At 53.8% G+C, this 19,084-nt stretch carries 19 protein-coding genes; 10 read left to right on the top strand and 9 right to left on the bottom strand.

What is annotated here, in order from left to right:
* Positions 1-28 precede the first annotated feature (28 nt).
* Positions 29-1,450, top strand: coding sequence for a M20 family metallopeptidase (locus WH298_RS19590; protein WP_049852236.1), 1,422 nt, complete (start codon positions 29-31; stop codon positions 1,448-1,450).
* On the top strand, positions 1,447-2,721 hold the full coding sequence (locus WH298_RS19585; RefSeq protein ID WP_180823647.1) for an MFS transporter: 1,275 nt from the start codon (positions 1,447-1,449) through the stop codon (positions 2,719-2,721). Before WH298_RS19590 ends, WH298_RS19585 begins: the two co-directional genes overlap by 4 nt.
* A 38-nt stretch (positions 2,722-2,759) precedes the next feature.
* Here the strand turns inward: WH298_RS19585 and aldA are convergent, their stop codons facing one another.
* The 3 genes from aldA to WH298_RS19570 form a co-directional block, all read right to left on the bottom strand.
* A complete protein-coding gene (gene aldA / locus WH298_RS19580; protein ID WP_007887949.1) occupies positions 2,760-4,196 on the bottom strand; it encodes an aldehyde dehydrogenase in 1,437 nt (478 codons plus the stop codon).
* A gap of 201 nt (positions 4,197-4,397) precedes the next feature.
* Positions 4,398-4,496, bottom strand: coding sequence for a YoaK family small membrane protein (locus WH298_RS19575; protein WP_007887946.1), 99 nt, complete (start codon positions 4,494-4,496; stop codon positions 4,398-4,400).
* A gap of 14 nt (positions 4,497-4,510) precedes the next feature.
* Complete coding sequence (locus tag WH298_RS19570) at positions 4,511-4,834, bottom strand: hypothetical protein (protein WP_180823646.1); 324 nt, start codon at positions 4,832-4,834, stop codon at positions 4,511-4,513.
* A 366-nt stretch (positions 4,835-5,200) separates the two neighbouring features.
* Here WH298_RS19570 and rhaT point away from each other — a divergent pair, with 366 nt between their 5' ends.
* Positions 5,201-6,235, top strand: coding sequence for an L-rhamnose/proton symporter RhaT (gene rhaT / locus WH298_RS19565; RefSeq protein ID WP_049852239.1), 1,035 nt, complete (start codon positions 5,201-5,203; stop codon positions 6,233-6,235).
* 27 nt (positions 6,236-6,262) lie between these two features.
* On the opposite strand, the gene rhaR is transcribed toward rhaT, so the two are convergent.
* Complete coding sequence (gene rhaR, locus WH298_RS19560) at positions 6,263-7,129, bottom strand: HTH-type transcriptional activator RhaR (RefSeq protein ID WP_180823645.1); 867 nt, start codon at positions 7,127-7,129, stop codon at positions 6,263-6,265.
* Positions 7,130-7,144: 15 nt separating this feature from the next.
* On the bottom strand, positions 7,145-7,966 hold the full coding sequence (gene rhaS, locus WH298_RS19555) for an HTH-type transcriptional activator RhaS (protein WP_007887937.1): 822 nt from the start codon (positions 7,964-7,966) through the stop codon (positions 7,145-7,147).
* A 290-nt stretch (positions 7,967-8,256) separates the two neighbouring features.
* On the opposite strand from rhaS, the gene rhaB reads away from it, so the two are divergent.
* From rhaB to rhaM, 4 genes are read left to right on the top strand one after another with little or no spacing between them, the layout of a single operon-like run.
* Positions 8,257-9,729 (top strand): rhamnulokinase, encoded by a 1,473-nt coding sequence (gene rhaB, locus WH298_RS19550; RefSeq protein WP_180823644.1) that lies wholly within the window; start codon positions 8,257-8,259, stop codon positions 9,727-9,729.
* Positions 9,722-10,978 (top strand): L-rhamnose isomerase, encoded by a 1,257-nt coding sequence (locus WH298_RS19545; protein ID WP_007887917.1) that lies wholly within the window; start codon positions 9,722-9,724, stop codon positions 10,976-10,978. The genes rhaB and WH298_RS19545 overlap by 8 nt, the downstream gene beginning before the upstream one ends.
* Positions 10,979-10,988: 10 nt before the next feature.
* The gene (rhaD, locus tag WH298_RS19540) at positions 10,989-11,831 is read left to right on the top strand and encodes a rhamnulose-1-phosphate aldolase (RefSeq protein ID WP_180823643.1); all 843 of its coding nucleotides are present in this window, start codon (positions 10,989-10,991) and stop codon (positions 11,829-11,831) included.
* Positions 11,821-12,135, top strand: coding sequence for an L-rhamnose mutarotase (rhaM, locus tag WH298_RS19535; RefSeq protein ID WP_180823642.1), 315 nt, complete (start codon positions 11,821-11,823; stop codon positions 12,133-12,135). The genes rhaD and rhaM overlap by 11 nt, the downstream gene beginning before the upstream one ends.
* Positions 12,136-12,210: 75 nt before the next feature.
* Here rhaM and WH298_RS19530 read toward each other — a convergent pair whose 3' ends face one another.
* The gene (locus WH298_RS19530) at positions 12,211-12,861 is read right to left on the bottom strand and encodes a TetR/AcrR family transcriptional regulator (RefSeq protein ID WP_007887906.1); all 651 of its coding nucleotides are present in this window, start codon (positions 12,859-12,861) and stop codon (positions 12,211-12,213) included.
* Between the two features lie 294 nt (positions 12,862-13,155).
* Between WH298_RS19530 and bhsA the strand changes: the two genes are divergently transcribed.
* Positions 13,156-13,413: a multiple stress resistance protein BhsA gene (gene bhsA / locus WH298_RS19525; RefSeq protein WP_007887905.1), complete on the top strand. Its 258-nt coding sequence runs from the start codon at positions 13,156-13,158 to the stop codon at positions 13,411-13,413.
* Between the two features lie 85 nt (positions 13,414-13,498).
* On the opposite strand, the gene WH298_RS19520 is transcribed toward bhsA, so the two are convergent.
* The 3 genes from WH298_RS19520 to WH298_RS19510 all read right to left on the bottom strand — a co-directional run bounded on the left by WH298_RS19520 (position 13,499) and on the right by WH298_RS19510 (position 16,723).
* Entirely contained in the window at positions 13,499-14,683 is a 1,185-nt protein-coding gene (locus tag WH298_RS19520; protein WP_049852243.1) for a sugar transporter, read from the bottom strand.
* Between the two features lie 356 nt (positions 14,684-15,039).
* A complete protein-coding gene (locus WH298_RS19515) occupies positions 15,040-15,297 on the bottom strand; it encodes a hypothetical protein (protein ID WP_007887902.1) in 258 nt (85 codons plus the stop codon).
* Positions 15,298-15,466: 169 nt separating this feature from the next.
* Positions 15,467-16,723 carry an MFS transporter gene (locus tag WH298_RS19510; RefSeq protein ID WP_180823641.1) on the bottom strand — a complete coding sequence of 419 codons (1,257 nt, stop codon included), beginning with the start codon at positions 16,721-16,723 and terminating at the stop codon, positions 15,467-15,469.
* 94 nt (positions 16,724-16,817) lie between these two features.
* Here WH298_RS19510 and WH298_RS19505 point away from each other — a divergent pair, with 94 nt between their 5' ends.
* Together WH298_RS19505 and mlc are read left to right on the top strand one after the other, a co-directional pair.
* Positions 16,818-17,714 (top strand): LysR family transcriptional regulator, encoded by an 897-nt coding sequence (locus WH298_RS19505; protein ID WP_007887896.1) that lies wholly within the window; start codon positions 16,818-16,820, stop codon positions 17,712-17,714.
* Positions 17,715-17,848: 134 nt separating this feature from the next.
* The gene (gene mlc / locus WH298_RS19500) at positions 17,849-19,066 is read left to right on the top strand and encodes a sugar metabolism global transcriptional regulator Mlc (RefSeq protein ID WP_180823640.1); all 1,218 of its coding nucleotides are present in this window, start codon (positions 17,849-17,851) and stop codon (positions 19,064-19,066) included.
* Positions 19,067-19,084: the final 18 nt, after the last annotated feature.

Below are 19,084 nucleotides of genomic sequence, written 5' to 3'. Positions count from 1 at the left end.
CGACAAAACAATAAAAGACAGGGCAAACATGACAGCACACCAGGCGGTTCAACAGGCCAGCGCTTATTTCGACAGCGGAGAATTTCAACGTATTTTGGCGCGTCGTGTGGCGCAACGCACGGAAAGCCAGCGTCAGGATCGTGATAACGAATTACAGCGCTATCTGCAGGACGAAATCGGTCCGCAGCTGATTGCGCTTGGCTTCACGCTGCACTTTATCGACAACCCGGAAGCCGCCAATCGACCGTTCCTCGTGGCGATCCGCATTGAAGATCCGGCGCTGCCAACCCTGCTCAGTTATGGTCACGGCGACGTGGTATTTGGCGATGATGAAAACTGGCGCGCGGGCTTATCACCGTGGCACATGGTTGAAGAGGGCGATCGCTGGTATGCGCGCGGCAGCGCCGATAACAAAGGCCAGCACTGCGTGAATCTGGCGGCGCTTGAGCAGGTGTTTAAGGTGCGCGGCGGAAGTCTGGGCTTCAACTGCAAAATGCTGTTCGAGATGGGTGAAGAGATCAGCTCGCCGGGTCTGGCGCAGCTGTGCCAGCAACATGGCGAACTGCTGCAAGCCGACCTGTTTATTGCTTCCGACGGCCCGCGTCTGAATGCGATTCGTCCAACGCTGTTCCTCGGCTCACGCGGCGCGGTTAACTTCCGTTTGACGATTAACGCGCGCGACAACGCTTATCACTCCGGTAACTGGGGCGGACTGTTAACCAATCCGGGTACGCAACTGGCTAGCGCTATCGCTGCACTGGTTAACGCACAGGGCGTGTTGCAGGTTGCTGCGTTGAAACCTAACTCGCTCACGCCGCAGGTGCGTGACATTCTGGCGGATATCGAGGTCGGCGGCATGCCGGACGATCCCGCTATTGATGTCAACTGGGGCGAGCCGGGCCTGTCACCTACGGAACGCCTGTATGGCTGGAACACGCTGGAAGTGCTGTCATTCCTGACGGGCAATCCGGCTCAGCCGATGAATGCGATACCGGGCAGCGCGACAGCGGTATGCCAGCTGCGCTTTGTGGTCGGAACCGATTGGGAAAACCTCGCACAGCATGTGCGCGCCCATCTGCAACAGCACGGTTTTGGCTATGTTGAGGTTGAATTCATGCGCGGATCGCCCGCCACGCGGCTCGATCCGACCGATCCCCTCGTCGACTGGGTGTTGACGAGCATGGCGGAAACCAGCGGCAAGAAACCGGCGCTGCTGCCCAATCTCGGCGGTTCGCTGCCAAATGAAGTGTTCTCCGATATTCTTGGTTTGCCCACGCTGTGGGTTCCGCATTCGTACCCGGCCTGTGGGCAGCATGGCGTCAACGAACACATGTTGAAATCGATCGCGCGCGAAGGTTTGCAGATCATGACGCGGCTGCTGTGGGATTTAGGTGAGCAGGGTACGCAACTGGTGGCACAGCATCGTGCGCATGTCGGAGGTGGGCAATGAGTACGCTGAATAGCACCCTGCCGTTGAACACCACCAAGCCCAGCCTGCACAAAACGCTATTTGCCACTTGTATCGGCAACGCGCTCGAGTGGTTCGATATCGCCGTCTACGGCTTTTTCGCCAGCTACATTGCCCATGCCTTTTTCCCTACCAGCGATCCCTCGGTCTCAATGCTGCTGACATTTGGTAGTTTTGGCGTGTCGTTTCTGATTCGTCCTTTAGGCGCGATTGTGCTAGGCAACTATGCCGATCGTCATGGTCGGAAAAAAGCGCTGCTGCTGTCGATCAACCTGATGATGCTTGGCGGTGCCGTCATCACCTTTATGCCAGGCTACAGCAGCATTGGCCTGATGGCGCCGCTGCTGATTTTGCTGGCACGTCTGGTGCAGGGTTTCTCGGCGGGTGGCGAGTTTGGCAGCTCAACGGCATTCCTGGTGGAGCACTTCCCGGAACGTAAAGCGTTTATCGCCAGCTGGCAGTTTGCTACCCAGGGTGCCAGTACCTTGATGGCATCAGCATTTGGTCTGGGATTGACGCAGATCCTGACGGAAAGCCAGATTCAGGAGTGGGGCTGGCGGATTCCCTTTGCCTTCGGCCTGCTGATTGGTCCGCTGGGGATTTACATTCGTCGTCATGTCCACGAACCGGCAAGTTTTGCTGAGCACAAACCAGAAGCCGCGCCGCTGAAAAGCCTGTTTGGTCGCCAGAAGGAGCTAATGCTGTTGGCGATCGGCCTGATGGTGATCTCAACGGCCGTTAACTACATGCTGAATTACGTGCCGACCTATGCCACCAAAAATCTGCACCTCTCTGGCAGCGTCGCGTTCACAGCAACGCTGCTGGCGGGGGTGATTTTGACCGTGGTAACTCCGATTATGGGGCTATGGGCAGAACGCGTAGGACGTGTGCCGCTGATGTGGGGTTCACTGCTTCTGCTGATCGTCACCATTTATCCCGCCTTTAAGCTGGTGGTTGAACACACCACGCCCACCACGCTGATTCTGCTGGTGTGCTGGATGGCGCTGCTGAAATCGATTTACTTCTCGACGGTGCCGTCAGTGATGGCGGATCTGTTCCCGATTGGCACGCGTGCCAGCGGCATGGCAATCAGCTATAACGTGGCGGTAACGGTGTTTGGTGGCTTTGCACCGCTGATTTGTACGCTATTGATTAGCGCCACCGGTACCAGCCTGGCGCCGGGTTATTATCTGATGGCGATGTCGGTATTAAGCGGTCTGGCCTTGCTGCGCAGCCAGAAGCGCGTCTCGTAATGATTTCCCGGTGCGCAGCAATGCGCACCGGGTTTTCCTCATGAGAACTGCAAATAGGCCACGTGCGTCTGTAAAAACTCTTCTAACCCGTGACGTCCATCGGCGCCCCCGATCCCCGACTTACGCCAGCCGGCGTGGAACCCTTGCATCGCCTCAAAATTCTCACGATTGATGTAGGTTTCACCAAACTTCAGCTTACGTAGCGCTACCATTGCGGTGTTCAGATTCTGGGTATAAATCGAAGACGTTAGCCCATATGCGCAATCGTTGGCCAGCGTCACCGCTTCGTCGAGAGTTTTGAAGCGCATTACCGGCAGTACCGGGCCAAAAATCTCCTCCTGCATAATCTCCATATCCTGACGCACGCCGGTGATGATGGTCGGCTCAAAATAGAAGCCTTTATTACCGGCACGTTTGCCGCCCAGCAGCACCTTGCCGCCATCGGCTACCGCTTTTGCGACTTTCTGCTCAACCCGTTCTAATGCGGCCGCAGTGATGAGCGGTCCCATATCAATGTCGTTGTGCTCCGCCGGGTTACCGAACTTCACCTGCTGCATAGCCGTAGTCAGTGCGCTGATAAAGCGATCGTAAATGCCCTCCTGCACGTAAACACGCTCGGCACAGTTACACACCTGTCCGGTGTTGATGACGCGGGAACTGACAATCGCTTTCACCGCTAAATCCAGGTCGGCATCATCCATCACGATAGCCGGCGCTTTGCCACCGAGTTCCAGCGACACTTTGGTGACATTTTTTGCCGCGGCTTCCATGGTGGCGATACCGGCATTAACGCTGCCGGTCAGGCTCACCAGGCCCACTTTCGGGTTGCCTGCCAGCTCCTGACCAATTTCCGGGCCATAGCCGTAAACCATGTTGATCACGCCCTTTGGCAGGCCAATGTCATCAATGATTTGCGCGAAGATCGCCGCATTATTTGGCGTCAGCTCACTGGGTTTGATCACGATAGTGTTACCGGTCACCAGTGCAGGTGCCGCTTTACGTGCAATCAGGAAGAAGGGGAAGTTCCACGGCAGAATACCGGTGGTGACACCAATGGCTTTTTTGAAGACAAAAATGTTTTCATTTGGACGGTCACTGTTAATGATCTCTCCATCATAACGACGCGCCCATTCGGCCATGTACTCCAGATAGTCGGCAGTAAACAGAACTTCGGTTTGTGCCAGACCCTGCGTTTTTCCGCCCTCAGCAACGATAGTGGCGGACAGTTCTGCTTCACGCTGGCGTATCCCAGCGGCAATTTTACGTAACCAGTTGCCACGCTCTACCGCCGGTAGCGCTTCCCAACCCGGCTGTGCCGCTTCGGCGGCGTTGATCGCCTGTGCGGCGTCTTGCTTACTGCCTTCCGGCACGCGCGACAGCAGCGCTTCCGTTGCCGGATTAATCACTTCAATCCACTTGTCGTGGTGATCGGCCACAAACGCGCCATTAATATAATGTTGGTGATGTGTTGTCATTTGCAGGGGCTCCGCGATCTTCTTCGTTAAAAGTTTGTGAAGTGCAGAGTGAAACAGAACGCGGTGTCGCACCTTTTTGTCACTGCCAGGGCGCAGAAAGGGATGGCAAAGAAGGGAAGATCAACACGACAGACGCAGCATTCCTGGCGAAATGCCGCGCTTTCAGCGGGTTAGCAGCAAAATACGCGTGTTAACAGCGTGTCATGAACCGGGCATCGCCGCGCCGCTGGCAATAAACCAGGCCAGAAAACTGATGCCTGCAATGATGATAGCAATGGGGAATAGCAGTCCGATTTTCATAATAATCCCGAGAGTTAGGCGAGCTGAACAATAGTGCGATGGGTTTTCATCATACTAAACAGTTGGAATTGCGTCGCGTCGTCCACCTGACGCAGATGTTCACCTTTCTGATAATGAATATGGTGAACCTGCCCCAACTGCCGCCAGACGACAATCACCGAGGCCAGCAAAGCGCAATTCTCTTCGCTCTGCACGCAATCCAGCGTGGCATAGTGTGCCTCATCCAATCCATTAATAAAGACGTTTAGCGCCTGCGCCGGCACGATAGCGCGGATGTCATCCAGCATCACGCGACTCACTGATTGCGACAGCAGCAGTCTCAATCTTTTGGTATTCATCTCAATCCTTCGTCTTGATGATTTTCCCAACGTTATACGGATTATTTGCCATAGGGGAAAGTCTGGCTGGCGGCTTTGTGTGACTGCCATGTTAATAGACACGGTGGCAGTAAACCAAAAACTGTGCTGATCAACACAACACATTGAGAAAAAATTTCGAATAATAAGCAACTTATGAAAATCTGAACGTGACCTGCCTGCAAATGCGATTTTGTGATCCTTATGTTGACGACCCCCCGAATTTTGCCAGCTACCTGCGCTTTCCGGCAGCCATCCAAAGGCTGAAGAAAAGCTGCCCACCGTAGACTGCCGGTAATCGGGAAACCGCCGGTTTCCTGTTGGCCTCAACCTTACGAAGGAATAACAATGAACAGTGCCATCATTGCAGGTATTTTCTGGCATCTGGTGGGTGCCGCCAGTGCCGCCTGTTTTTATGCTCCATTTAAGCAGGTGAAAAAGTGGTCTTGGGAAACAATGTGGTCGGTGGGCGGCATCATGTCGTGGCTGATCCTGCCGTGGGCAGTCAGCGCGGTGTTGCTGCCAAATTTCTGGGCCTATTACAGCAGTTTTAGCTTCTCCCAACTGCTGCCCGTATTTCTGTTTGGTGCCATGTGGGGCATCGGCAACATCAACTATGGACTGACCATGCGCTACCTCGGCATGTCGATGGGGATTGGGATTGCCATCGGCATCACCCTGGTGGTGGGAACCTTGATGACGCCGCTGTTGCAAGGCCGCTTTGTCGAGCTGTTCAGCTCGGCAGGTGGACGCATGACGCTGCTCGGCGTGTTCGTGGCGTTAATCGGCGTAGCGATTGTTTCACGTGCTGGTCTGCTAAAAGAGCGCGCGCTGGGCATCAATGCGGAAGAGTTCAATCTGAAGAAGGGACTGGTGCTGGCGATCTTATGCGGCATCTTCTCCGCCGGCATGTCGTTCGCCATGGATGCCGCGAAGCCGATGCATGCAGCCGCCGCGAATCTGGGTATCAATCCACTTTACGTGGCGCTGCCGAGCTATGTCGTGATCATGGGCGGTGGTGCGCTGGTGAATCTGGCTTACTGCTTTATTCGGCTGGCGGTGAAAAGCGATCTTTCGGTGCGTCGTGATTTCTCCGTGGCCAAGCCGATGCTGCTTGCCAATATCGCCTTTGCGGTATTAGGCGGCACCATGTGGTATCTGCAATTTTTCTTTTATGCCTGGGGCCACGCCAAAATCCCAGCACAATATGACTTTGTCAGCTGGATGCTGCATATGAGTCTTTATGTACTGTGCGGTGGGTTAGTGGGACTGGTGCTGAAAGAGTGGAAGTCGGTGGGGCAACGTCCGGTACGCGTGCTGTCACTGGGTTGCGTGGTGATTATTATTGCCGCCAACATTGTTGGCCTGGGAATGGCGGCCTGATGAAAAGCCTGACGCATAGATGATGCGTCAGGCTTTGGCCTTCTCCGATGAAGGTTCGCGCTGCGGCAGAAAACGCTGTCGCCACGCACTTGGCGTTAAACCTGTTTCTCGCGTAAACACCACGGAAAAGTAGTTACTGTCATCAAAGCCGCAGCGCGCGGCCACTTCACTGATTAAGCCATCCTGGGTTCTCAACAGATACTTTGCCTGGCAGAGCTGCAGTTGTCGCAAATAGTGCCCTACGGTCATACCGGTTTGCTGACGAAAAAGCTGTTTTAACGCCCGCTCGCTCAACTGATTCTGCTGGCAAAACACCGCCAAATCGAATGGACGGCTGATTGCACCCTGCAATGCTGACATCAGCAGATCCAGCTGCTCGCCCTCCGGCAGTGCCCATGGGCGGTCAGCGGCATAACCATGACGACGCAAAATCAGCGCAAGCTGTAAAAATAGCGCTTCAGAGAGTTGAACGGATAGCGAATCGCTTTTACGGCTTTCTCGCTCCAGTTGGCTAATAACACCGCGAGCCAATGCCATACCGCGGGTGGTTAAACGCCAACATGCCGGCGAGTTCTCCTCCTGCGGTGGCAACAACTGGCTCCAGTCGAGCTCAAGACGAAAACGATCTCGGCAGTAAAGAATGTTATCCAGCGCCAAATCGTTGACGCTGTCATAGCTGTGGCAATCATTATCACGGATGTAAAACACGTCGCCGCAGGTGATCAACCATGGGCGATCGTTTAACACGTGCAGGCCGTTGCCACGCCAGACAATCACAATTTCACTGAACTCATGGCGATGCGGAGGGAAGGAGGGCTGCGGCATGCGCTCGGCCACCGCAATCGGCAGATTGGTGGCCGGAAAATAGTCTTCGCGCGTAAGGATCAGCGACATGAGGAAACGCTCCCGTTATAGCATCTGCTGGCGCTCCGCTCTGGGCGCACAGCCAAATTCCCGCCTGAACAGCGTGGAGAAGTGGTTGCTGTCACCAAATCCACACTGATAGGCGATGTCTGTAATGCGCATATCACTATGCCGCAGTAAATGCCGCGCCTGTAGCAGGCGAAGCCGATTGAGGTAACGCTGCGGCGTATTGCCGGTTTGCTGCTTCATCTGGCGGTGCAGGGTACGCAGTGACAGCGAAAAGCGGTCGGCCAGCGCATCCCACACAATATCTTCACTGTAGTGCTCATTGAGCCAGTCGAGTAACCGATGCAGCCGCGCTTCCTGATCCTGCAATTGATCGTTATGAGCCGCTTCGCGCAACACGATCAGCAGCTGTAGAAACAGCTGCTCCTGATGCGCGTGCCGCTCCAGTGACCAGCCATCCTGCTGCTTCATCTGCGTCACTATCTGCAATGCCTGCGCCATGACTTTGTGATTAATGCGCCAGTGCGAAGCATATTTGTCCTCTTCTTCGCGTGGCAGCAGATCCTGCAAACCCGAGAGAAAACGAAACGCTGCCGGGCTGCGGTAGAGCACATTGGTCAGACACAAATTCTCCGTCTGCTCATAGAGATGGCGATCGTGATCGCGCACAAAGCAAACGCAGCCAGCAGATAACGCCTGCGGCTGACCGTTAAACACATGGATGCCTGAACCGTGCTCAACCAACACAATTTCATGGAAATCATGATGATGCTCGGGAAATGCCTGCTGCGGCACGCGCGGCTCAATGGCGATGGCGTAATTCCCTTCAGGGAAGAAATCTGCGCTATGTAAAACGGTCATGTTTTGCCTCTCAACTCACTTAACTGCAGCCGAGTCTACGCAGGCGTTCAGCACCTTACCTTGAATTTTGATCTGAGTGACGCAGGAAAATGGCTAATTTTTCAAGATCTCAGCCCGGATTGACGGAAATGCGGCAAGGCTCACAACTCTCTCCTTATGTGGTTCTGTGAGCTTTCTCACGAACTTCTTTGTCAGTCTGCCAGCGACTATTACGCACTGGCAGTAAGGGGAAGGTGGCAAAAAGCAGAGATTTCTAAGCTGTAGCCATCTCATTACAGGAAGAGCACGCCATGAGTATGCGTAACATTGTTGCCATTGATTTAGGCGCATCCAGCGGGCGCGTGATGCTCGCACAATGGAATTCAGCGAATCAGCACATCAGCCTGCGTGAAGTCCGCCGCTTTGCGAATCAGCGGGTGCGCCGTGCCGACTATGATTGTTGGGATTTGGACCGTCTTGAGCAGGAAATTCGTCTCGGGCTGGCTCAGTTAGATGAGGACGGTATTGTGCCGGACAGCATTGGGATCGACACCTGGGGTGTGGATCTGGTGCTGCTGGATGCCAACGGGGAGCGTGTCGGTGAAGCGGTGAGCTATCGCGACAAGCGGACGGAAGGTCATATGGCTCAGGCCATCAAGGACTTGGGTAAAGGCGCAATCTATCAGCGTACCGGTATTCAGTATTTGCCCTTCAACACCCTTTATCAACTGCGTGCGCTGCATTTGCAGCAGCCGGATTGGCAGGCGCAGGTTAAGCATGCATTGATGATTCCCGATTATCTGCATTATCGCCTTACTGGCCAGATGAATTGGGAATATACCAATGCCACCACTACCCAGTTGCTCAACATTCACAGCGGCGAATGGGATAGCGATTTGCTCGCCTGGGCTGGCGTCCCTGCAACGTGGTTGGGTAAACCGACGGCGCCGGGCAATACCGTGGGTTACTGGACCAGCGCCAGTGGCAATCAGATTCCGGTGGTGGCCGTCGCTACACATGACACGGCCAGTGCCGTGTTGGCTACGCCGTTAATGCAGGATGATGCCGCCTATCTGAGTTCAGGCACCTGGTCGCTGATGGGTATTGAGAGTTTGCAGCCTTGTGTCAGCGCTGCCGCGCTTGACGCCAACATTACCAATGAAGGTGGCGCAGAGGGTTACCGCGTCCTGAAAAACATCATGGGTTTATGGTTATTACAACGTGTCTGCAGCGAACTGCAAATAACCGATCTCTGCACGCTCATCGCCCAGGCCGAGAAAGAGCCTCTCTGCCGCGCACTGGTTAATCCCAATCACAGTCGTTTTATCAACCCAGACAGCATGGTGCAGGAGATTCAAAACGCCTGTGCCGAGCAGCACATGCCGGTTCCGCAAACCCCAGCCGCCCTAGCCCGTACCATTTTCGATAGCCTGGCATTGCTGTATCGCCAGGTGATTGGCGAACTCAGCCAACTGCGTGGTGCGCCGCTGCGTCAGCTGCATGTGGTGGGCGGAGGTAGTCAAAATCCATTGCTAAATCAACTCTGTGCCGATGCCTGCCAGCTGCCCGTGTTGGCCGGCCCCATCGAGGCTTCAACGCTCGGTAACATCGGTTGCCAGCTGATTGCCTTAGGCGAATTGCGTGACGTTAGCGATCTGCGCTGCTGCATTAGCCAAAACTTCCCGTTAGAAAAATTTGAACCGCTGAACAACGGCGCCTTCGCTGCCCATCAGGCACGCTTCGCGGCGCTGAGCCAACCTGCTAAGGAACTTGCATATGACTAAGCTGATTGAACAGGCCTTCGAACTGGCCAAACAACGCTACGCAGCAATTGGCGTAGATGTGGAACAGGTAATGGCACAACTGGACGGCATTCCTGTCTCGATGCACTGCTGGCAGGGTGATGACGTACGCGGTTTCGAAAATCCCAACGGTGAGTTGACCGGCGGTATTCAGGCCACCGGCAACTATCCGGGCCGTGCCCGCAATGCGGATGAGCTGCGTGCTGACGTTGAAAAAGCGATGTCATTAATTCCGGGCGCCAAACGCCTCAACCTGCACGCAATTTATCTGGAGAGCGATACACCCGTTGAACGTGATGCGATCGAACCTAAGCATTTCAGCAACTGGGTTGAGTGGGCCAAAACGCATAAATTGGGTCTCGATTTTAATCCAAGCTGCTTCTCCCACCCGTTGAGTGCGGATGGCTTTACGTTATCGCACGCGGATAAAGGTATTCGGCAGTTCTGGATCGACCACTGTAAAGCCAGCCGCCGCATCTCCGCCCACTTTGGTGAGCAGCTTGGTAGCCCTTCCGTGATGAATATCTGGGTACCGGATGGCATGAAGGATCTTACGGTTGATCGCCTGGCTCCCCGTCAACGTCTGGCCAGCGCACTGGATGACGTGATCAGTGAAAAACTCAATCCCGCGCATCATATTGATGCGGTAGAGAGCAAGCTGTTTGGTATCGGTGCCGAAAGTTACACCGTGGGATCCAATGAATTCTGCCTCGGTTACGCCAGCAGCCGCCAAACTGCATTAACGCTTGATGCGGGTCACTTCCATCCAACTGAAGTCATTTCCGACAAGATCTCTACGGCAATGCTGTATGTGCCACGCCTGCTGCTGCACGTGAGCCGTCCGGTGCGCTGGGATAGCGATCACGTGGTGATTCTCGACGATGAAACACAAGCCATTGCCACCGAGATTGCCCGCCACAAGCTGTTTGACAAAGTGCATATCGGCCTCGACTTTTTTGACGCCTCGATTAATCGCATCGCGGCCTGGGTTATCGGCACGCGCAATGCCAAAAAAGCGCTGCTACGCGCACTGCTGGAGCCCACCGATCAGTTACGCAAGCTCGAGAGCGAAGGGGATTACACCGGGCGTCTGGCGATGCTGGAAGAGCAAAAATCTTTGCCGTGGCAAGCCGTTTGGGAAGCCTGGTGCCTGCGCCACGATGTCCCGGCTGATGCCAGCTGGCTGAGCGAAGTCCGTCATTACGAACAACAAACACTGCGTCAACGTTAAGGGACAAACTATGCAAAAAATTCTCTCTTCCGCTTTTGTTCAGGAAATGGTTAAAGCGACTAGCGACATGTGGTTAAAGGGCTGGGATGAGCGTAACGGCGGTAACGTCAGCCTGCGTTTATTACCGGAAGAAGTTCAGGATTTCACCACTGATTTCTACGCAGAACCGCGTTGTATCGAATTGACCAAACCTGCACCGGCGCTGGCCAATGATTGGTTCCTGGTAACCGGTTCGGGCAAATTTTTCCGCAACGTGCAGATCGATCCCGCTGATTGCCTCGCGCTGCTGCAGGTGGATGACAAAGGGTTGTCGTACAAAATCCATTGGGGATTAAGTAATGGCGGCTTGCCCACTTCCGAGTTGGCGGCGCACTTCCAGTCACATAGCGTGCGTAAGCAGATCTCAAACGGCGTTGATCGCGTCATTATGCACTGCCATGCCACCAACTTTATGGCGCTGAGCTATGTGGTGGATCTGGATTCCGCGCGTTTCACGCGTTTGCTTTGGGAAGGCAGCACCGAATGCCTGGTGGTGTTCCCGGATGGGGTAGGGATCCTGCCGTGGATGGTGCCGGGTACCGATGGTATTGGTCAGGCTACCGCCGATGCCATGGCAAATCACAGTATTGTGATGTGGCCGTTCCACGGCATATTTGGTGCAGGTCCAAATCTTGATGAGACCTTTGGACTGATCGATACCGCTGAGAAGTCATCCGAAGTGGTGGTTAAAGCGCTTTCGATGGGCGGCATTCGTCAAAGCATCACGACTGAACAGTTGATTGCGTTGGGCGAGCGTTTCAACGTTAAACCGTGGCAGGCTGCGCTGCAGGCGGAGCGCAGCGATGTTGCGTAAAGCCTTTGTGATGCAGGTACATGCTCACTGCCATGATGAGTATCTGCGTCGTCACTCACCGATTTGGCCGGAGCTGGCAGAAACGCTGAAAGCACATGGCGCGCAAAACTACGCCATCTGGCTGGATGAGGAGCGTAATCTGCTGTTCGCTAGCGTGGAAATTGAATCTGAAGCGCGCTGGGATGCGGTGGCGAAAACGGAAGTGTGCCAGCGCTGGTGGGCATTGATGAAAGATTTGATGCCTTCGAATGCGGATAACAGTCCGCTGAGTGCGGCATTGAAACCGATGTTTTTCCTGCCGTAACTCTGATTTGCCTCTGCATGCAGTAAGCGAGCAGAGGCAATATTCAGGCCGGCAATGACGTCGGCCTGAATAATATTAAGCACTTAATTCACAATATCCTGCCAGAGCGGGCCATATGGCCATCTGCGTATCGACAATCTGATCAAGATCTGCACGATCGGCGCCTTCCCGAGCGCGAACCGACATTCCTTGTAATAAGCAGGCCAGATAGCGGGCTAACGTGGTGCTGTTGGCACATTGCGGCAACTCGCCGCGTTGCTGCCTTGTATCAAGAAAAGCCTTCAAGGCTGATTCCTGCGCATGGTGCTGTTGAGCAAGCATTTGCGCCACTTCTTCTGAGCCTGAAGATAACGCGCTGGAAGTACAAATAAAGAAGCAGCCAGCGGGTTTGTCACATTCAGTGAAGCAAGCGGCAGTCGCGCGGAAATAGGCTTCAATCGCCGTTTTCACATCCAGAGCATCATCATTCAGCACGGCATTGCGCTGCGCGCTAAATGTCTCGATGTAACGCTGCATCGCCGCGCGGAATAAACCTTCTTTATTTTCAAACTCTGCGTAAAGCGTAGGGGCTTTCGCGCCGGTTGCATTGACCAAATCGGACAGCGACGTGCCTTCGTAACCATGCGCCCAGAACAGCATCAATGCCTTATCAAGAGCATCGTTGCGATCAAACACTTTCGGGCGGCCACGCGTTTTACGGTTCACCGCATCGATAATTTCTGTCATTGGGCACCTCAAACTTTAAAAACACTCAATTAAATTACCGATCACTAACTAAATATGCAAGCGCAGCCGAAAATGCGCGGGGACCTCTTTGCCCGTTTGTGCTTTTAACTGGGCAAAGCACCCGAATGGATAAGTCAAAAAGGGCGCGGAAGCCCATAATCACGCCACTTCCCATTAAAATAATGACCGTTAATAAAATGATTGACGCGGCCACCCTTTCGGCAGTAGCATTTAATTAACGGTTGTTAACTAAATCGCGACCGACCCCAATTCATCTGTGAAAGAGAGAAAATTATGAAAAGCATTAAACTGACCCTGGCCGCTGTAGCCCTGTCTTCAATCGCATTTGGTAGCATGGCTGCCGATCTGGTGAACGAGGCTCCACTGAATCAACAACAAGTTGGCGTGATTAGCGCATCAGGCAGTACTAACCTGACATCGCTGGAGAATCAGCTAGCGGAAAAGGCCAATGCTGCCGGAGCAAAGTCTTTCCGCATCACTTCGACCTCTGGCAACAACAAGTTAAATGGCACAGCGGTAATTTATAACTAATTGATTATTGTGCGAAGCGCGGAAACGCGCGGCGGGCGAGACAAGTAAAAGGCTTCAGAAGATTATCCTTCTGAAGCCTTTTTTATTATCCGTTAGAACGTAACTGCGGATAGCGGCGGAAGATAGCAATGCACCAGAACAACGCGGCAAGACCAATAATGCCACCCACGTTACCAACATCTGACATATTCATATGCAGGCTAACCTGGTTGCCCAGCAAGGCACCGGCGCCAATTCCGATGTTGTAAATACCCGAGAATAGCGACATGGCGACGTCGGTAGCGTCTGGCGCCAGCGCCAGTACGCGCACCTGCATTGCCAGGCCAATCATCATCATCGCCATGCCCCAGATGATGCACAACACGGTGATAGCTGCCGGACGCACCGCAGCAAACACCAGCAGCCCCATGCTGAGTGTGATCATCGCAATTGCGGCGATCAGCATTGCCGAAGGGAATTTGTTGCCCAGGGTACTGAACAATATGCTGCCGATAATCCCAGCCGATCCAAACAGCAGCAGAAGTAGGGTGGTAAAATTAGCATCAGCATTCGCGACCACTTGCATAAAAGGTTCGATGTAGCTGTAAGCGGTATAATGCGCGGTTACCACGACTGTGACCAGGATGTACATGGCCACCAGCGCGGGTCTGCGGAACAGCATCGGCACGCTGCTCAGCGAACCGGTATGTTCGCTTGGCAGACGTGGCAAGACGCGCATCAGCAAAATCATCAGGACTAATGCCGAAAGACCAATCATGCCAAAAGTCGTGCGCCAGCCAAGATACTGACCAACGATACGACCAATCGGTACGCCCAGCACCATCGCCAGCGCCGTACCGGTTGCCAGCATACTTAATGCCTGGGTTTTCTTACCGGCAGGCGCTACGCGAATAGCCAGCGAAGCGGTAATCGACCAAAAGACCGCATGTGCTAAGGCAATACCAATGCGCGAGATTACCAGCGAGGTGAAATCCCACGCCACGGAGGAGAGCACATGGCTGGCGACGAAGACGATAAACAGGATTGACAGCAGCAAACGCCGCTCAATGTTGCGGGTCAGCAACATTAACGGTAGCGATAAGAGTGCCACGACCCACGCATAGATAGTCAGCATGATGCCGACATCGGCAGTCTTCATGGCATAACTGGCGGCAATATCCGACAGCAAACCGACCGGAACAAATTCGGTGGTATTAAAAACAAAAGCGGCAATAGCCAGCAGCACGACGCGCAGCCAGGCTGTTTTACGGGAGACGGTAGTAGATTGCATGGAGTTCAAATCTGTCAGACAGCGAGTGAAAGGGCCGGCGTGGCACCCAATTTAAGTGACCGGTGTCACAAATTGCCGCTATTGTGGAGCATTAATGAGCTGAGGGAAACCTTTTGTCGGGCTTTTATTACTGAATATTTTTTATCGCCGAAAGCGTGGTTAATAGCCTGAGGTTATTAATGTTTCTTGCTGCGACGTATCGACCTTAGCGCTGAGAATGGACGGCTGGATCTTACCGCTGAAAAGCTGCAGGAAGATCCAGTGAATATTAAGCTGAATTTTATCGTTATTATGAAACGCCTCAGTACCGCTTAACAAAATGACTTCGCTGCCCGGCCATTCTCAGACCACTATTATCAGAGTCTCACCATATGTTTTAGTGCCACGCTATTCTGGGTTGTCATGTTTTTTTTTAGCCCAATCGGGCAGCAGTGCTCACATCCTAACGCGCTGGCATAAAATTTACGCGCCTGCTGAATAGCCGCGTTGGGCGTGTAGAAGGTACCCAGAAAACGCCGTGCATTATCGGAAGGTAAGAACGGGCATCCCGTTGCATGTACTACATGGTTGTCGTTATAGCCGGCATGCTTATCGACGTAATAATAGAGTTCCATCTTACGGCCTCATTGCTGTGAAATAATAAAAAGTCTAACTATTGTTGGAATGGAATGAATTATAGCGATGAATGGCCGTTTTGTTTTATCTGGGACTGGCAGAATGCCGGATGACGTGGACCGCAGAAGAGAACGGGGCGCTAACGCCCCGCTTAAAAGATGAAAGGTATTACAGTTTTCGGCACTGCAAACGCCAGCCAACCAGCAAAGCCATTAACAATAGCAGGCTAATGAACGCGGTGACGCCGTTCCAACCATAGCTGTGCCAGAAAACCCCGCCCAGCGTACCCGCCACGCTAGAGCCAACATAATAACTGAACAGATAGAGTGACGATGCCTGGCCTTTAGCGCGGCGCGCGCGCGGGCCAATCCAGCCGCTGGCCACCGAGTGTGCCGCAAAGAAGCCGGCGGTGAACAGCATCATGCCAGGTAAGATTAGCCACAGCGAGTTGAACGCCGTGAGCAGCAGACCAACCAGCATGATCGCGGTGGCAGCAATCATGACCGGGCCGCGCCCGAAGCGGCTGGTCATGGCACCGGCCTTCGGCGAACTCCATGACCCCGTCAAATACACTACCGAGAGTAAACCCACCACCGCCTGGCTCAAAGACCACGGCGCGCTGAGCAGACGATATCCGATGTAGTTGAATAGCGTGACGAACGCGCCCATTAACAGGAAGCCTTCGGCAAACAGCAGCGGCAGACCTTTATCACGCCAGTGCAGGCGGAAATTGATCAATAAACTGCGCGGACGAAGCGAGGCGGGCCTAAAGTGGCGTGATGCCGGCAGAATTTTCCAGAACATCAGCGCACCCGCCAGCGCGAAGCAGCCAATCACCCCAACCGCGACACGCCAGGAGAAGAAGTCAGTGAGTACGCCGGTGAGCAGACGTCCACTCATGCCGCCAATCGAGTTACCGCTGATATACAGCCCCATTGAAAAGGCGATAACCCGCGGATGAATCTCTTCACTCAAATAGGTCATGCCAACTGCCGCGACGCCACTCAGCGATAAACCGATCAATGCGCGCATCAGCAAAATGCCTTGCCAACTGCTCATGGTCGCCGAGATTAGGGTACAAATGGCGGCCAGTAACAAAGCGGTGACCATTACCGATTTACGGCCAATCGCATCAGATAATGGACCGGTAAACAGCAATCCCAACGCCATTAAGCCGGTCGAGAGCGAGAGCGAGATGCTGCTTTGCGCCGGGGAAACGCCAAACTGCTGTGACAGCACCGGCAAAATGGGCTGCACGCAATAAAGCAGAGCGAAAGTGGCAAGGCCGGCGGAGAACAGGGCAAGCGTCACGCGCATAAACTGCGGCGATCCGCGTTCAATCCATTCTGAAGGGGTTGCAGCTGAAGCAGGCTTTACCGATATCTCGTCTTCATCGAGTATCACCGCCTGGGAAGAGCGACTCACGGAACATCCTCGGTTTGGGAAGCATAGCGTTACTGTAGGAAAGGGCGAATAGGTTGTACAATATATTAATAATCTCAAATAAGACGTTTAACATATGAATATAGAGTTACGTCATTTACGCTATTTCATCGCGGTTGCGGAAGAGTTGCATTTTGGCCGTGCCGCGCAGCGTCTGAATATTTCACAGCCGCCGCTCAGCCAGCAGATTCAACAGCTGGAGCAGGAGATTGGTGCGCAACTGTTCACGCGCACCAATCGCAGCGTGCAAATTACGCCGGCCGGCGAACTGTTTTTGCAGGATGCGCGCACGATACTACTGCAGGTTGATCAAGCCGCTCGCCGCGCCGCGCGTGTACATAGTGGTCAGGAGGGCGAGTTGCGGATTGGTTTTACCTCTTCGGCTCCTTTTACCGGATTAGTCTCGGATGCGCTCTATCAATTTCGTCAGCGCTGGCCTGACGTGCACATTCAGATGCAGGAGAACAATACGCGTCAGCAGCTGGCGCCTCTGCATGATAACCGGCTGGATCTGGGGGTAATGCGTAATACGCCGTTACCGGCTGATCTGCAGCATCGCGTGTTGCTGCGTGAGCCGCTTTGCGCGGTGGTGCACTGGGCGCATCCACTGGCCGATGCTGAATCGATCTCCATTCAGGCGCTGGCCAACGAACCCTTTGTGTTTTTCGATCCGCAGGGTGGAACTGCGCTGTATGGTGAAATTCTGGCACTGCTGCATCGCTATCAAATCAAACCCTTTATTACCCAGGAAGTGGGCGAAGCGATGACTATTCTTGGACTGGTGGCGACCGGTCTTGGCGTTTCGATTTTACCGGCTTCATTCCGGCGCGCGCGCCTGGCAGACGTGGTATGGATTCCGTTACAGGAGAGTGACGCGATTTCTGAAGTTTGGCTGGTGTGGTCAGCAATGCGCGAACCCAGTGCGCAGATGACTCATATGATGTCGTTGATGCTACAAAACGCAGAGATTTGAACCACCTTGCGGGCAGCGGCATAAACTTTATGTGCGATAAATCACATTTCTAATCAAATATTTGACGCTGCCGGTCAATCTGCATCACCATAGCTGCTGTTTATTTAGAAGCGCGAAAATAATGGGAGCAGGGCGTGAATCTGTACAGTCAACCTGGCCATATTGACCAGATAAAACAGACCAACGCAGGTGTGGTTTACCGACTGATTGACCTTTACGGCCCGATTTCGCGTATTGAGCTTTCTAAACGTGCCCAGTTAGCACCCGCCAGTATTACCAAAATCGTGCGTGAAATGCTCGATGCCCATCTGGTACAGGAAACCGAATTTCAGGAGCCGGGCAGCCGCGGTCGTCCAGCGATTGGTCTCATTCTCGATACGTTAGCCTGGCACTATCTCGCCGTTCGCATTCAACCGGGACAGATTACGCTGACGCTGCGCGATCTCAGCACGCGCGCGTTGCAGGAAGATCGTTTGCCGTTACACGCCACCGCTGAAAAACCGCTGCTGCAAACGCTGCATGATGTAGTGAATGACTTCTTTATTCGCCACCAAAGCAAGCTGGAGCGTTTAACGGCCATCGCCATTACCTTACCGGGATTAATCAACGCCGCATCCGGTGTGGTGCATCGTATGCCAGGTTATGACGTGCAGGATATGCCCTTAGGCGAAACGCTGGCAGAGCGCACCGGTTTGCCGGTTTTTGTGCAGCATGATATTTCTGCCTGGACGTTAGCCGAAGCGCTGTTTGGTGCATCAAGCGGTGCACAGAATGTGATTCAGATTGTAATCAATGAAACCGTTGGCGCCGGTGTGATTAGCGGAGGACAGCTGCTGCATAAAAGTGGCCGCACCCTGGTGGAGATCGGGCATACGCAAATCGATCCTTATGGCCAGCAGTGTTATTGCGGCAATAATGGCTGTCTCGAAACCGTGGCCAGCACCGGAAGTCTGTTGAATCTGACGGCGCAGCGTTTGCCATCGCAGCCAGATAGCCTATTGCATCAGGCGCCACTCACCATTGAAACGCTTTGTGCCGCTGCGCAGCAGGGCGATCGTTTGGCGCGCGACGTCATCGCCGGTGTCGGGCATCATGTTGGCCGCATGCTGGCAATGATGGTCAACATCTTTAATCCTCAACAAATACTTATCGGTTCGCCGCTAAATCAGGCGGCTGATGTCCTGTTTCCTGCGGTGAGCAGTACCATTCGTCAGCAGGCATTGCCGGCTTACAGTAGCGAAATCCAGCTGACACCAACGGCTTTCAGCGATCCTGGCACCTTCGGCGGCGCTGCGCTGATAAAAGACGCGCTATATAGCGGCCATTTATTGGTAAAACTGTTGCAGGGATAATGACAGCCCGCCTTAAGT

Origin of the sequence: Pantoea nemavictus, assembly GCF_037479095.1 — a bacterium.
In the GTDB taxonomy this organism is placed as follows: Bacteria; Pseudomonadota; Gammaproteobacteria; order Enterobacterales; family Enterobacteriaceae; genus Pantoea; species Pantoea nemavictus.
Note: the sequence above shows the minus strand (reverse complement) of the source record. Positions and strands in the feature narration are given on the sequence as shown.

Excerpts from the sequence above, each read along its gene's own strand:
- WH298_RS19590 (WP_049852236.1), top strand. The coding sequence starts at position 29 with ATGACAGCACACCAGGCGGTTCAACAGGCCAGCGCTTATTTCGACAGC.
- WH298_RS19585 (WP_180823647.1), top strand. The coding sequence starts at position 1,447 with ATGAGTACGCTGAATAGCACCCTGCCGTTGAACACCACCAAGCCCAGC.
- aldA (WP_007887949.1), bottom strand. The coding sequence starts at position 4,196 with ATGACAACACATCACCAACATTATATTAATGGCGCGTTTGTGGCCGAT.
- WH298_RS19575 (WP_007887946.1), bottom strand. The coding sequence starts at position 4,496 with ATGAAAATCGGACTGCTATTCCCCATTGCTATCATCATTGCAGGCATC.
- WH298_RS19570 (WP_180823646.1), bottom strand. The coding sequence starts at position 4,834 with ATGAATACCAAAAGATTGAGACTGCTGCTGTCGCAATCAGTGAGTCGC.
- rhaT (WP_049852239.1), top strand. The coding sequence starts at position 5,201 with ATGAACAGTGCCATCATTGCAGGTATTTTCTGGCATCTGGTGGGTGCC.
- rhaR (WP_180823645.1), bottom strand. The coding sequence starts at position 7,129 with ATGTCGCTGATCCTTACGCGCGAAGACTATTTTCCGGCCACCAATCTG.
- rhaS (WP_007887937.1), bottom strand. The coding sequence starts at position 7,966 with ATGACCGTTTTACATAGCGCAGATTTCTTCCCTGAAGGGAATTACGCC.
- rhaB (WP_180823644.1), top strand. The coding sequence starts at position 8,257 with ATGAGTATGCGTAACATTGTTGCCATTGATTTAGGCGCATCCAGCGGG.
- WH298_RS19545 (WP_007887917.1), top strand. The coding sequence starts at position 9,722 with ATGACTAAGCTGATTGAACAGGCCTTCGAACTGGCCAAACAACGCTAC.
- rhaD (WP_180823643.1), top strand. The coding sequence starts at position 10,989 with ATGCAAAAAATTCTCTCTTCCGCTTTTGTTCAGGAAATGGTTAAAGCG.
- rhaM (WP_180823642.1), top strand. The coding sequence starts at position 11,821 with ATGTTGCGTAAAGCCTTTGTGATGCAGGTACATGCTCACTGCCATGAT.
- WH298_RS19530 (WP_007887906.1), bottom strand. The coding sequence starts at position 12,861 with ATGACAGAAATTATCGATGCGGTGAACCGTAAAACGCGTGGCCGCCCG.
- bhsA (WP_007887905.1), top strand. The coding sequence starts at position 13,156 with ATGAAAAGCATTAAACTGACCCTGGCCGCTGTAGCCCTGTCTTCAATC.
- WH298_RS19520 (WP_049852243.1), bottom strand. The coding sequence starts at position 14,683 with ATGCAATCTACTACCGTCTCCCGTAAAACAGCCTGGCTGCGCGTCGTG.
- WH298_RS19515 (WP_007887902.1), bottom strand. The coding sequence starts at position 15,297 with ATGGAACTCTATTATTACGTCGATAAGCATGCCGGCTATAACGACAAC.
- WH298_RS19505 (WP_007887896.1), top strand. The coding sequence starts at position 16,818 with ATGAATATAGAGTTACGTCATTTACGCTATTTCATCGCGGTTGCGGAA.